We start from the raw sequence: 12,972 nt of genomic DNA, 5'->3' as shown, positions 1-12,972 counted from the left end.
GTCATTCTCTTCCTTTCTTCCATACGAGTGTTCCGCCGACAAACGTCATCACCGGCCAGCCTTGGCATTTCCAGCCGGCAAACGGCGTATTTTTCCCTTTTGAGGCAAACGTCTCGGGATCAATCGCTTCTTCCGTTTCCAAATCGATGACCGCAATGTCCGCCGGCGCCCCGACGGCAAGCCGCCCGGCCTTAAGGCCAAAACATTGCGCCGGCTTGATCGTCAGCCAGTCGACAAGCTGCTTTAATGAAAACACACCCGTTTTGACAAAATGCGTATATAGGAGCGGAAACGCCGTCTCGAGCCCGACGATGCCAAACGGCGCCGCCTCGATGCCTTTCGCTTTTTCCGCTGCTGTATGCGGCGCATGATCCGTGGCGATAAAATCGATCGTGCCATCGAGCAGGCCCTCAATGAGCGCCTCGCGGTCCGCGCGGCTGCGCAGCGGCGGGTTCATTTTGTAGTTTGCATCCAACCCTGGAATGTCTTCGTCGCACAAGAGCAAATGGTGCGGCGTCACTTCGGCCGTGACGCGGATGCCCGCCCGCTTCGCGTCGCGGACGGCGCGCACCGACTCTTTCGTGCTGATATGGCAGACGTGATAATGGCATCCCGCTGCTTCCGCGAGCAGGACGTCGCGGGCGATGTGCACCGCTTCGCAGACGGATGGAATGCCGGCGAGCCCATGCCGGCGGGCGAACTCGCCGTCATGCACCGCGCCGCCGTTTTTTAATGTATCGTCCTCGCAATGGGCGACGATCGGCATATCGAGCGCTGCCGCCCGCTTCATCGCCTCATACATCATCCCGGCCGACTGGACGCCGACGCCGTCATCGGTGAACGCGAACGCTCCCGCTTCTTTGAGCGCCGCAAAGTCAGCCAGCTCTTCCCCTTTTTGTCCGATCGTGATCGCCGCATACGGAAGCACGTTGACGTGCGCCGTTTCGCGGATGCGGGCTTGCAGCCGTTCCATCTGTTCTTTCCGGTCCGGCACCGGATTTGTGTTCGGCATGGCGGCAACCGTCGTAAAACCGCCTTTCGCCGCGGCGAGCGTGCCCGTTTCAATCGTTTCTTTCGCCTCGCCGCCCGGTTCGCGCAAATGAACGTGCAAGTCGATCAAGCCGGGAGCGATGAGACGACCGCCGACGTCGATCACGTCTTCCCCATCCGCTTCGAGCGGCTGTTCATACAGGATCGCCGCAATGGTTCCGTGTTCCATTTTGAGATGTGTCCGCACCAATTTCCCCTCTTCATTGAACGACATGCCATTTTTCAGCCATACGCCCATGCTCCATTCTCCCTTCCATTGCCCGTTTTAAGACCGCCATCCGCACGTAGACGCCGTTTTCCATTTGTTTAAAAATGCGTGATGCTTTCGCTTCGACGAGTTCGCTGGCGATTTCGACCCCGCGGTTGACCGGCGCTGGATGCAAAATGACAGCCCCTGGTTTCATCCGCCGCGCCCGCTCAAGCGTCAGCCCGTACCGAGCATGGTACTCTTCTTTCGTCAGCCCCATCGTTTCCGCATGGCGTTCATGCTGGATGCGCAACAGCATCACGACATCGGCGCAGGCGATGGCCTCATCGAGTTCGACGTACGTCCCGTGCGGATTCGTTTCGTCTTTCCACTCTTCCGGTCCGGAAAACAGGACGTTCGCGCCCAATCGTGTCAACACTTCCGCATTGGAGCGAGCGACGCGGCTGTGGCGGATGTCGCCGATAATCGCCACCGTCAAGCCAGTGAAAGCGCCAAACTCTTGGCGAATCGTCAATAAGTCCAAGAGCGACTGGGTCGGATGATGCCCGCAGCCGTCGCCGGCGTTGATGACCGGGATGCCGACCGCATGACGGAGCGCTTCGAAATACGCATCTTCGTGGTGGCGGATGACAACCGCGTCAACGCCGATCGCTTCAAGCGTCTTGACCGTATCGTACAGCGTCTCCCCTTTTTGCACGCTTGACCGTTCCGGGTCAAACGGGATGACATGAAGCCCAAGCTTCCGTTCCGCCATCTCGAAGCTGCATTTCGTGCGCGTGCTCGGTTCGAAAAACAAATTGGCGACATACATCGGCGCGGCCGGGCGCCAAGCGCGGCCGCGGCGGAACGCTTCCGCTTCATCAAGCAGCCGGGTGATGTCGGAAAGCGGCAGTTCGCTCAATGTAAAAAGATGGGTCATTGGCCTCTCTCCCTTTCTTTTTTTGCAAAAAAACACCTTGCCGGCTGGGCAAGGTGTGACGATCAGCGCATGGCAGAACCGGAGAAGGTGCACTCCGGCCCTGGATGCGCCTGTTTTCACACCTTTTTAAGCCTCACGGGACTTAATTAAAAGGTGTTTTGTATTCGATTTAGGCAACATGGCCGCTGTCGTTTTCAGCTTCAAATAAGTTTTCCGCTTCTTGCGGACGCCCCGGCAGCACTAAGTTGAGCAGGACGCCGACAATCGCCGAGAGCGCCATCCCGGTAATTTGGAAGCTGTCGCTGATTTTCAGCACCGCACCGCCGATGCCGATCACCAAGATAACCGAGGCGATGACCAAGTTGCGCGTCGCGCCGAAGTCGATGCGGCTGTCAACGAGCATCCGCAATCCGGACGAGGCGATGATGCCAAACAGCAAGATCGACACGCCGCCCATGACCGGCGTCGGAATCGAGCTGATCAGCGCCGTGATTTTGCCGACGAAGCCAAAGGCGATCGCGATGACCGCCGCGCCGGCGAGCACATAGACGCTGTAAACCCGGGTGATCGCGAGCACGCCGATGTTTTCCCCGTACGTCGTTTTCGGCGGGCCGCCGAGCAAGGCGGAAATCATCGTCGCTGTTCCGTCCCCTAAAATCGAGCGGTGCAGCCCCGGTTTTTGAATGAGGTCGCGGCCGATGACTTTGCTTAACACAAGCTGGTGGCCGATATGTTCGGACAAGGTGACGATCGCCACCGGCACCATGAGCATGACGATCTCGGCAGTGATGCGCACCGGATAATCGGCAAACGGAATCAAGAAATCCGGCCATTCGAACCATTTGGCCGCCGCCACTTTCGACAAGTCAACCAGTCCGACAGCGAGGGCGTAAACGTAGCCGACAACGATGCCGACAAGCACTGGAATCAAGCTCAACATGCCGCGCGCAAGCACCGAGCAGACGATCGTGGCCGCGAGCGTCACAAGCGCCACCGAGAAATGAAGCAGGCTGTATTTGCCGTCCGGGCCGTTCATCGCCATCCCGACCGCCGTGCCGGCTAAGCCGAGACCGATGACGATGATGACCGGACCGACGACAACCGGCGGCAGCAGCTTCATCACCCAGCGGTAGCCGGCTTTTTTAATGATGAGGGCGACAACCCCGTACACCAATCCGGCGAGGAAGCTGCCAATCATCGCCGCTCCCGGGCCGCCGGCCGTTTTCGCCGCGATGATCGGCGCGATGTAGGCGAACGAGGAGCCAAGATACGCTGGCACCTGCCATTTCGTAATGAGCAAAAACGCCAATGTCCCGAGCCCGCTTGTGAGCAAGGCGATCGACGGATCCAACCCGACTAAGTACGGCACTAAAATCGTCGCCCCGAACATGGCGAATAAATGCTGCAAGCTTAACGTCACCCATTGCCCCACAGTCGGGCGGTCTTGAATATCCAACACCGGTTTGTTCATCTTTCGCCTCTCCTTTCGCCAAATGAGCGAAGTTCGTTTTTTAGTGTGCACAAAAACACCCTCTTTGCCCATGAAGGCGCAAAGAGGGTGCAGAAACGCCCGAAACGATTCCACCCCTTTTGCAGCCTCACGGGACTGCGCTTAAAAGGGAGCTGTTTTATTTCTCATGAATCGACACTTGGTCAAGGCCGTCCACTTCGGAAAGCTCGACGACAATCAGCTCCGAACGGGAGGTCGGCACGTTTTTGCCGACGAAATCAGCGCGGATCGGGAGTTCCCGATGGCCGCGGTCGACAAGCACGGCGAGCTGGATGCGCGACGGGCGGCCCAAATCCATGACCGCATCCATCGCCGCCCGCACCGTCCGGCCGGTAAACAGCACATCATCGACTAAAATGACATTCCGCTCGCTCACCGGAAACGGCACGTTCGTTCCTTTCACAAGCGGTTCATGGTCGTCCGTCTTCACCGTCAAATCGTCGCGGTACAACGTAATGTCCAACTCGCCGACGGGAACGGACGCCCCTTCGATGTGCTCGATCCGCTCAGCCAAGCGGCGCGCCAAGTAAATGCCGCGCGTTTTAATGCCGACCAATAGGCAATTTTCAATGCCTTTGTTCCTCTCGATGATTTCGTGGGCGATGCGCGTCAAGGCGCGGCGAATCGCCTGTTCATCCATCACGACCGCCTTTTGCATTCCGTCCACCTCCTAAAAGCGCATGCACGCCGCGGCCAGCGTGTTTCCGCAGGCGGCGCGCCAACCAGGCCGTTCCCGCCTGTTTTCATAAAAAAATCCCCCGCCTGTGAAGCGGGGGATGGCGCGCTTATCGCCAAACAAGATGGGCATACATCGCCCTTCTTTGTCATTCCGACCCCTTTTCAGCCTCACAGGACTGAACTTAAAGGTTCCTGTTCACCTGTTTTCATTGTAAAGGGGGCGTGTTCGTTTGTCAATCGTTTTTTCGCAGCCAGTCAAGCAGCTCGGCAAACTCCGGCGGCAACGGCGCTTCGAATTCCAAATACTCGCCGCTTCTCGGATGACGGAAGCCGAGCACCCCGGCGTGCAGCGCCTGGCCGTCGATGGCGAGCGTTTTTTTCGGCCCGTATTGCGGGTCGCCAGCGAGCGGGTAGCCGATGTATTTCATATGGACGCGAATTTGGTGCGTCCGCCCCGTTTCCAGCTGGCACTCCACATACGTATAATGGCGAAACCGCTCGAGCACGCGGAAATGGGTGACCGCTTCCTTGCCGTTTTCCTCGGTGACCGCCATTTTCTTTCGATCGCGCTTGTCGCGGCCGATCGGGGCATCGATCGTGCCATAATCGTGCGGAATGACGCCGTGGACGATCGCCTTGTAGCGGCGCGTCACCGTTTTGTTCACCAGCTGCTCGACGAGCGAGCGGTGGGCGGCGTCGTTTTTCGCCACCATCAACAGTCCTGATGTGTCTTTGTCAATGCGATGGACGATGCCGGGGCGAAGCACGCCGTTGATCCCGGACAAGTCGCGGCAATGGGCGAGAAGCGCATTCACAAGCGTGCCGCGCATATGCCCGGGCGCCGGGTGGACGACCATGCCGCGCGGTTTGTTGACGACAAGGACATCCTCATCCTCATAATAAATGTCAAGCGGAATCGGCTCCGGCTCGACATGAAGCGGCTCCGGCTCCGGCGGTGAAACGGCGACCGCGTCGCCTGCCTCGCATTTGTAGTTCGCCTTGACCGTCTCGCCATTGACGGTCACAAGCCCGCTTTTGATCCATTGCTGCACTTGCGAACGCGACCATTCCTCATTGAGCGCCGCGATCACTTTATCAATTCGTTCGCCGTCATATTCGTCTTCGATGTGAAACGTGATCGTGTCCATCTACTCATTCCCTTTCTCTGGTGTCGCGAAAAAAAACATATGGACAAACAGCAAGATGACGCCGACGGTCAGCGCCGAGTCGGCGATATTGAACACCGGAAAGCTGTACGTGCCGATGTACGTATGAATAAAGTCGACCACTTCTTTCCGGAATACGCGGTCGATAAAATTGCCAATCGCCCCACCGAGCATCAGCCCAAGCCCTACGCCCGCCAGGCGTTCAGAAGGCTTCAGGCGGCGGATGTAGATCACGATCGCCGCCACGACGATCACCGTAATTAAATAAAAGAGCCAAAACTGCCCTTCCAGCATGCCCCACGCCGCCCCGCGATTGCGGTGCGACGTAATGTAGAGCACGTTGTCGATGATCGGGATGCTTTCCCCAAGTCGCATATAGCGGACGACAAGCCATTTCGTCCATTGGTCGAGGATGACGACCGCCGCTGCAATCCAATAGTATGCCACCGTGCCAAATCCCCCTGTCCTTCTCATTCATCCTTTTTGCATTGTAGCATAATTCGCCATGGCAAACAAATGAAGCGGCAAGGCCGCCCCAAGGCAGCCTTGCCGCTTTTTGTTACGCGGAATAATGTTCGTTCACAATGTGCGCGCAGCGCGGACAAAGCGTTGGATGCGACGGATCGGCGCCGACTTCTTTCGTCACCGTCCAGCACCGCTCGCACGTCTCGCCTTCCGCCGGGCGGACGAGGACGGCTACGTGGTCGAGCCGTTCGGCTTCGGCCGGCGCGGCGTCGTACGGCTCATCGGCGATCGAAAAGGCGGAAACGATGAGAAGCTGGCGCAAGTCGGCATCAAGCGACGCCAACAGCTTCCGCGCCTCGTCTTTCGGGTAGACCGTGACGCTCGCGGTCAGCGATTTGCCGATCACTTTTTCATTGCGGGCGTTCTCGAGCGCTTTGAAAATATCATCGCGCACATCCATAAACGCATCCCATTTCGAAAGCAGCGCTTCTTCGCCGTCGATCGCGATCGGCTCCGGCATATCGGTGAGCTGGACGCTTTCGACGTTTTCTTTTCGATTCGGGATATGCTCCCACACTTCATCGGCGGTATGCGGCAAAATCGGCGCGATGAGCTTCGCCAACGCGACGACCGTTTCATACAATACGGTCTGCACGGCGCGGCGGGCGCGGGAATCGGCCGCTTCGATGTACAAAATGTCTTTCGCCATATCCAAATAAAATGCGCTTAACTCGACGGTGCAGAAATGGTTCATCTCATGGTACACGGCGGCGAAATCATAGCGGTCGTAGGCCTTTTTCACTTTGGCGATCAGCTTGTTCAACTTCGCCAGCATGTAGCGGTCGACTTCGCCCAGCTCCCCAACCGGCACAGCGTTTTGATTCGGGTCAAAATCGAATAAGTTGCCGAGCATAAACCGGAACGTGTTGCGGATTTTTCGGTACACTTCCGACACTTGTTTTAAAATATGGTCGGAGATGCGCACGTCCGCTTGGTAGTCGACCGACGCGACCCAAAGGCGCAAAATGTCGGCGCCGAACTGTTCCATTACTTTCGCCGGCACGACGACGTTGCCGAGCGATTTGCTCATTTTTCGCCCTTCGCCGTCTAAAACGAAGCCATGGCTTAACACCCCTTTATACGGTGCTTTTCCGGTGACGGCAACGGCGGTGGACAGCGATGAGTTGAACCAGCCGCGATATTGGTCGGACCCTTCCAAGTACAGATCAGCCGGGCGCGCGAGATCGTCGCGTTCGACCAACACGGCTTGGTGCGACGAACCGGAGTCAAACCAGACATCCATAATGTCCGTTTCTTTCGTAAAGATGCCGTTCGGGCTTGACGGATGGGTGAATCCTTCCGGCAGCAAGTCTTTCGCCTCGCGCTCAAACCAGACGTTCGATCCGTATTGGCGGAACAAGTTCGACACATGCTCGATCGTTTCATCGGTGATGATCGGTTCGCCGTTTTCGCCGTAAAAAACCGGAATCGGCACGCCCCAGGCGCGCTGGCGGGAAATGCACCAGTCGCCGCGGTCGCGCACCATGTTGTGGATGCGGATTTCCCCCCACTCCGGAATCCATTTCGTTTCCTTAATCGCTTGAAGCAGCTCGCTGCGGATTTTATCGATCGACGCAAACCATTGCGTTGTCGCCCGGAAAATCGTTGGCTGCTTCGTCCGCCAGTCGTGCGGATACGAGTGGGTGATAAACCCAAGCTTCAACAAAGCGCCGGCTTCCTCAAGCTTCTGTGTAATCGCCTTGTTGGCGTCTTCGTAAAACATTCCTTCAAACCCCGGCGCTTCGCTCGTCATATAGCCGCGCTCGTCGACCGGGCAAAGAACGGGAAGCCCGTATTTTTGCCCAACGAGAAAGTCGTCTTCCCCGTGGCCCGGCGCCGTATGGACGCAGCCCGTGCCGGCGTCGGTCGTGACGTGTTCACCGCAGACGACAAGCGAGTCGCGCTCATAAAACGGATGTCTCGCCACGACGTATTCAAGCTCGTTTCCTTTGACCGTTTTGACGACCGACCATGCGTCCCAGCCGACTTCGTTCGCCACCGACTCGACCAGGGCAGCAGCGACGACGTATTTTTGTCCGTTTGTTTCCACGACATGGTAGTCCAGCTCCGGATGGACGGCGATCGCCAAGTTCGCCGGAATCGTCCACGGCGTCGTCGTCCAAATGACGATTCGCTCATCGCCCTCAAGCACGCCTTTGCCGTCTTTCACCGGGAAAGCGACATAAATCGACGGCGAACGCTTGTCTTTATATTCGATTTCCGCTTCAGCGAGCGCCGATTCGCTTGACGGGGACCAATAGACCGGCTTCAACCCTTTGTAGATGAGCCCTTTTTTCGCCATTTCGCCGAACACTTTAATTTGCTGGGCTTCGTACTCCGGCTTGAGCGTAATGTACGGGTTGTCCCAGTCGCCGCGCACACCGAGCCGCTTGAACTGCCGGCGCTGGTTGTCGATTTGCTCGTACGCGTATTGCTCGCACCGCTTGCGGAACTCGGCGACGCTCATCGATTTGCGGTCGACGCCTTGCTTGGCAAGGGCCGTTTCGATCGGCAAGCCGTGCGTATCCCAGCCCGGCACGTATGGGGCGCAATAGCCGTTCATCGATTTGTAGCGGACGATGATGTCTTTTAAAATTTTGTTCAGCGCATGGCCCATATGAATATCCCCGTTGGCATACGGCGGGCCGTCATGCAGGACAAACAGCGGCCGTCCTTTCGTCCGCTCCTGCACTTTCCGGTAAATGTCCATTTCCTCCCATTTTTTTTGCATTTCCGGCTCCCGCTTCGGCAAGTTACCGCGCATCGGGAACTCGGTTTGCGGCATAAGCAGCGTCTCTTTGTAATCCATCCTTGCTCCTCCTTCGAACGATAGATTCCAAATAAAAAACCGTTCTCCCCCGGCAAGGGACGAGAACGGTCTCGCGGTACCACCCTTCTTGGCCATGCAAACGACGCACAGCCCACTTTTCATTCGTAACGGGAATGACGCGCCATGGCCTACTGGATGTTCGGCATGGAACTCCAGGGTGATGTTCACTCTTGCGCCGATGCCGGGCTTCCACCATCCCCGGCTCGCTGCGACCGGTCGTTCAAGAGCTACTATCCCTTTCATCGTTGATGACTATTTCGCTATTCATCCTGAAAAAAGCCAACCGCCTCCCACGGCGGCTGGTGCAGTGATTTTTGCCAATGATTATACCCGACATGGCCTCGGTTCGTCAAGGCTGAGACAACGGCTCTTTCGCCTCTTCTTCGAGATCAGGCATCTCGTATTCCATCAACTCGTCCCAGTCACGGCTGTTGATCATATCGAGCTGCGCCTCAACGAGCATACGGAAGCGAGCGCGGAACACTTTCGACTGCCGCTTGAGTTCTTCGATTTCCAGCGCGATTTTCCGCGATTTGGCCAGCGCGTCGCCGATGATGCGCTCCGCGTTTTTCTCCGCTTCTTTAATGATCAGCTTCGCCTCTTTTTGTGCGTTGCGCTTCACTTCTTCCGCTGCTTCCTGAGCCACAAGAATCGACTTATTTAACGTTTCTTCAATGTTGGAAAAGTAATTCAATTTTTCCGTCAGTTCGGCCACTTTTTCTTCCAGCTGCTTTTTTTCACGGATGAGCATTTCGTAATCTTTAATAATTTGATCCAAAAACTCATTCACTTCATCTTCGTCATACCCGCGAAATCCGCGGCTGAATTCCTTATTGTGAATATCCAATGGCGTTAACGGCACAATGGCCACCTCCGTCTCCATCATTCCTTTTCTTCCTTCATTCGACACGATCAGCCCATTTCCTGCTGCGATTCGATTATTTTTGACGGCCCAGCCGGATGCGCCAGCGTTCTTTTTTCGTCATCCCCTCGACGGAAAACAGCTTGCAGCGACCAAACCCGCGCGCCGACAGGACATCGCCCGGCCCGCATACAAAATCGGGCTTGTCCACCACCTTCCAGTTCACTTTGACGAGCCCGCTTTCAATGAGCGTCTTCGCTTTCTCGCGCGCGAGGCGGAACGCCTGGGCAAGCACCGCATCGAGCCTTAGAGAAGACACCGTTACCGTTCCTTCCTCCCACGTTTCGGCAAGCGGCATGGCAGCTGACAGCGGCAACAGCTCAAGCGAAACCGGCGCTTTGCCGATCGTCCCGACATGGAGGCGAATGTAATCGGCCACCTCGGCGGCGGCAAAAAATTGGATCTCTCCTCCTTGGACGAGAATGTCGCCGAACTTGCCCCGCCGCAAGCCGAGCGACATGAGCGCTCCTAAGACGTCGCGGTGTTCAAGGGAAACGAATTTGCCTGGATAGCGGACAGCGAACAAGGCGATGTCATAATCCTCCTCATTCGGTTCGAAATACGGCGGATACAAAAGCGCCCGCTTCCGCTCGACAAACAAAGCGCCGCCGAAAAAGGACACGCGCACGTCTCCGTCGCTGCCGACGATGCTTTGCACGATTTGCTGCTCGCGCGGATCAAGAAAATCGGTCAGCTTCGGAGCGTACTGACGTTCTACCATTTCCTTCCATTCCATTACATGATCGATGAATTGATGTTCCTCTTTGCGGAAGTGCTGATACAGCTCCATTCCCATTCACCTTGCCTCATAAAGAAAGGAACCCGGAACGGATTCCTCCCGCTATTCCGCCCGCCTGCGCCTGGGCCAAACGACGCGCGTTCCGTCCGGCTGCTAAAACTGCGCTTCGAGGATGTCAAACAACGCATACAGCCCTCTTGTCGCAAATTCAAGGACAATAAAGGCGATGATCGGAGAGATGTCAATGATGCCAAGCGGCGGAATGACGCGCCGAAACGGTTCCAAATACGGCTCGCAAATGGCGGCAAGCATTTGTCCGAACCGCGTTTCGCGCGCATTCGGAAACCAAGACATCAAAATGTAAATGATCAAAGCGTACGAGTATACTTGAATCAAGGTCGTTAAAAACGTAAGCACATAATCCAACGGCTACCACCTCTTTATCGGTCTGTCATCCTCGCCGTCAAGCGAAATCGCGCCGCTGACGTCGACGTTGTCCGGGGTGCACAAAAAAATTTTCGTGCCAACTTGCTGAATGTCGCCGCCAATGGCGTACACCGTGCCGCTTAAAAAGTCGACGATCCGCTTCGCCTGCTCATGCTGGATGCGCTGCAAATTGACGATGACCGCCCGCCGGCTTTTTAAATGATCGGCGATTTCCTGCGCCTCCGCATACACCCGCGGCTCAGCGAGCACGACTTTCGCCGATTTTTGCACGCTTTGCAAGCTGACGACGTTCGCCTTGTTTGCCGCCTTCAGCAGCGGCGCCTCCTCTTCCGGCTGCGGCGCTTCGTATTCTTCTTCATAGTCTTCGTAATCTTCTTCTAAAAAATAATCGCGAAATTTTTTCATCAACCCCATCAAGTTCACCTCCTACAATGATCCGACAAGCGCGCTGCCGATGCGCACAAACGTCGCCCCTTCCTCAATGGCGATCTCGTAATCGTTCGACATGCCCATCGACAGCTCCGTGCACGGCGCATGCGGCCAGCGGAGCGCCTGAACGCGCTCTTTCAAGACCCGCAATTGCCGGAAGCAGGCGCGCAATACCGCCTCGTCATCCGTATGCGGGGCCATCGTCATCAATCCGACGACCTCAAGGTGCGAAAACGAACGGAGCTGATCGATGAACGGGACGGTCTCGTCAGGAGAGAGGCCGTGCTTCGTCGCTTCTCCCGATACATTCACTTGCACAAAACATTTCACCGGCCGCACCGCCCGCTTTTCAATTTCTTTCGCCAGCGACAGGCGATCAAGCGAATGGATGTAATCGACTTTATCGATAATGTCCTTCACCTTGCGCGACTGAAGCGTCCCGATAAAATGCCACACCGCCCGGTCCCCGATCCGTTCATACTTTTCAAGCAGCTGGCCGGCGCGGTTTTCGCCGAGGTCGGCAATGCCGGCGTCAAGCACATGAAGCGCCCTTTCGGCATCAATATATTTCGTGACAGCAACGATGCGTACGTCGGCCGGATTGCGGCCGACGCGGGCGCAAGCCGCCTCGATGCGCTGGCGAACGGCTGCCAAGTTGTCGCGTACGGTCATGCTGTTTCCTCCCTTCGGCCGATAAACGCCAACATCCGCCCTGTCGTCCCACGGTCGCGGCGGTGGGAAAAAAACAACGTCTCCTCACAGCTTGTACAGCGTTCCGACACATAAATATGGCAGTCTGGAATCCCGGCGGCCGCAAGCTGCAGCCGGTTGGCCTCTTTTAAATCAAGCGCATACTGCCCTTGGCTTGTTTCGCGCCACGGCAACGGGCCGCCCGCAGGAAGAGTCGGACGCAGGCCATCGATCACCCGGTCATCAACCGTGTAACAGCATGGGCCAATGGCCGGTCCAATCGCGGCATAGATGTCGGACGGGGCAATGTGTTCACGCTCCTGCCAAAGCCGCACCATGTTTTGGACAATGCCGCCCGCCGTCCCCCGCCAGCCGGCGTGGGCAAGGCCGACTAGGCCCGCCGATGGCGCGATAAAATAGACAGGCACACAATCGGCAAAACAAAGTGCGAGCAATACCCCCGCCTCATCCGTATACAGCCCGTCGGCCCCCCGGACCGCTGCAGCGAAGTCGTGCGCCCCGCTCCCCCGGTCGCCTTTCGTGACTTTCCGAATCACGGCGCCGTGCACTTGCTCACAGCACACCCAATGATCGAGCGGAAAAGAAAGCCGATCGGCCAGACGGCGGCGGTTGTTGACGACGGCCGTGCGGTCATCGCCGACATGCAGCCCCATGTTCAACGAAGCGAACGGCCCTTCGCTTTCTCCGCCTTGTTTCGTTGTCAACCCGGCGACCGCTCCGGCAAACGGGGGCGCCCCGCAGCGGAGCCATCCTTGAGCTTCTTGTTGAAAAATGTCCGGCATTCGCGTCAACCTCACGCTGTTTTTGTAGTTTTTTATCACTTTTTTTCCTATTTTAT

Annotated in this window: 13 protein-coding genes and 1 other annotated feature; all 13 genes read right to left on the bottom strand. The window is 56.9% G+C overall.

The window, feature by feature from the left end:
* Position 1 precedes the first annotated feature (1 nt).
* The 13 genes from ETC02_RS00645 to pgeF all read right to left on the bottom strand — a co-directional run bounded on the left by ETC02_RS00645 (position 2) and on the right by pgeF (position 12,916).
* Positions 2-1,288 (bottom strand): dihydroorotase, encoded by a 1,287-nt coding sequence (locus ETC02_RS00645; protein WP_033011287.1) that lies wholly within the window; start codon positions 1,286-1,288, stop codon positions 2-4.
* Positions 1,251-2,177 (bottom strand): aspartate carbamoyltransferase catalytic subunit, encoded by a 927-nt coding sequence (locus ETC02_RS00640; RefSeq protein WP_033006049.1) that lies wholly within the window; start codon positions 2,175-2,177, stop codon positions 1,251-1,253. Before ETC02_RS00640 ends, ETC02_RS00645 begins: the two co-directional genes overlap by 38 nt.
* A gap of 169 nt (positions 2,178-2,346) precedes the next feature.
* Positions 2,347-3,648 (bottom strand): solute carrier family 23 protein, encoded by a 1,302-nt coding sequence (locus ETC02_RS00635; RefSeq protein ID WP_025039345.1) that lies wholly within the window; start codon positions 3,646-3,648, stop codon positions 2,347-2,349.
* A 157-nt stretch (positions 3,649-3,805) separates the two neighbouring features.
* Positions 3,806-4,345 carry a bifunctional pyr operon transcriptional regulator/uracil phosphoribosyltransferase PyrR gene (gene pyrR, locus ETC02_RS00630; RefSeq protein WP_063211164.1) on the bottom strand — a complete coding sequence of 180 codons (540 nt, stop codon included), beginning with the start codon at positions 4,343-4,345 and terminating at the stop codon, positions 3,806-3,808.
* Between the two features lie 253 nt (positions 4,346-4,598).
* Entirely contained in the window at positions 4,599-5,513 is a 915-nt protein-coding gene (locus ETC02_RS00625; protein WP_063211162.1) for an RluA family pseudouridine synthase, read from the bottom strand.
* Positions 5,514-6,005, bottom strand: a complete 492-nt coding sequence (lspA, locus tag ETC02_RS00620; RefSeq protein WP_171697963.1) for a signal peptidase II — start codon at positions 6,003-6,005, stop codon at positions 5,514-5,516.
* Positions 6,006-6,090: 85 nt separating this feature from the next.
* Positions 6,091-8,865, bottom strand: a complete 2,775-nt coding sequence (ileS, locus tag ETC02_RS00615; protein WP_171697962.1) for an isoleucine--tRNA ligase — start codon at positions 8,863-8,865, stop codon at positions 6,091-6,093.
* A 52-nt stretch (positions 8,866-8,917) separates the two neighbouring features.
* Positions 8,918-9,138, bottom strand: a binding site (T-box leader).
* Between the two features lie 97 nt (positions 9,139-9,235).
* Complete coding sequence (locus tag ETC02_RS00610) at positions 9,236-9,748, bottom strand: DivIVA domain-containing protein (RefSeq protein ID WP_145956599.1); 513 nt, start codon at positions 9,746-9,748, stop codon at positions 9,236-9,238.
* Between the two features lie 76 nt (positions 9,749-9,824).
* Positions 9,825-10,598 (bottom strand): YlmH family RNA-binding protein, encoded by a 774-nt coding sequence (locus ETC02_RS00605; protein ID WP_063211156.1) that lies wholly within the window; start codon positions 10,596-10,598, stop codon positions 9,825-9,827.
* Positions 10,599-10,700: 102 nt separating this feature from the next.
* On the bottom strand, positions 10,701-10,973 hold the full coding sequence (locus tag ETC02_RS00600) for a YggT family protein (protein WP_033011295.1): 273 nt from the start codon (positions 10,971-10,973) through the stop codon (positions 10,701-10,703).
* 3 nt (positions 10,974-10,976) lie between these two features.
* Positions 10,977-11,408 (bottom strand): cell division protein SepF, encoded by a 432-nt coding sequence (locus ETC02_RS00595; protein WP_033011296.1) that lies wholly within the window; start codon positions 11,406-11,408, stop codon positions 10,977-10,979.
* Positions 11,409-11,420: 12 nt separating this feature from the next.
* Entirely contained in the window at positions 11,421-12,095 is a 675-nt protein-coding gene (locus tag ETC02_RS00590) for a YggS family pyridoxal phosphate-dependent enzyme (protein ID WP_033011299.1), read from the bottom strand.
* A complete protein-coding gene (pgeF, locus tag ETC02_RS00585) occupies positions 12,092-12,916 on the bottom strand; it encodes a peptidoglycan editing factor PgeF (RefSeq protein WP_063211242.1) in 825 nt (274 codons plus the stop codon). The genes ETC02_RS00590 and pgeF overlap by 4 nt, the downstream gene beginning before the upstream one ends.
* Between the last annotated feature and the right edge of the window lie 56 nt (positions 12,917-12,972).

Origin of the sequence: Geobacillus sp. DSP4a (assembly GCF_013096875.1) — a bacterium.
Classification (GTDB): domain Bacteria; phylum Bacillota; class Bacilli; order Bacillales; family Anoxybacillaceae; genus Geobacillus; species Geobacillus thermophilus.
The sequence above is the reverse complement of the archived record's forward strand: the minus strand, read 5'-3'. Positions and strand labels throughout refer to the sequence as shown.

Coding starts and splice junctions, on each gene's coding strand:
- ETC02_RS00605 (WP_063211156.1), bottom strand. CDS start 10,598: ATGGAGCTGTATCAGCACTTCCGCAAAGAGGAACATCAATTCATCGAT.
- ETC02_RS00595 (WP_033011296.1), bottom strand. CDS start 11,408: ATGGGGTTGATGAAAAAATTTCGCGATTATTTTTTAGAAGAAGATTAC.
- ETC02_RS00590 (WP_033011299.1), bottom strand. CDS start 12,095: ATGACCGTACGCGACAACTTGGCAGCCGTTCGCCAGCGCATCGAGGCG.
- lspA (WP_171697963.1), bottom strand. CDS start 6,005: ATGAGAAGGACAGGGGGATTTGGCACGGTGGCATACTATTGGATTGCA.
- pyrR (WP_063211164.1), bottom strand. CDS start 4,345: ATGCAAAAGGCGGTCGTGATGGATGAACAGGCGATTCGCCGCGCCTTG.
- ETC02_RS00645 (WP_033011287.1), bottom strand. CDS start 1,288: ATGGGCGTATGGCTGAAAAATGGCATGTCGTTCAATGAAGAGGGGAAA.
- pgeF (WP_063211242.1), bottom strand. CDS start 12,916: ATGCCGGACATTTTTCAACAAGAAGCTCAAGGATGGCTCCGCTGCGGG.
- ileS (WP_171697962.1), bottom strand. CDS start 8,865: ATGGATTACAAAGAGACGCTGCTTATGCCGCAAACCGAGTTCCCGATG.
- ETC02_RS00640 (WP_033006049.1), bottom strand. CDS start 2,177: ATGACCCATCTTTTTACATTGAGCGAACTGCCGCTTTCCGACATCACC.
- ETC02_RS00625 (WP_063211162.1), bottom strand. CDS start 5,513: ATGGACACGATCACGTTTCACATCGAAGACGAATATGACGGCGAACGA.
- ETC02_RS00635 (WP_025039345.1), bottom strand. CDS start 3,648: ATGAACAAACCGGTGTTGGATATTCAAGACCGCCCGACTGTGGGGCAA.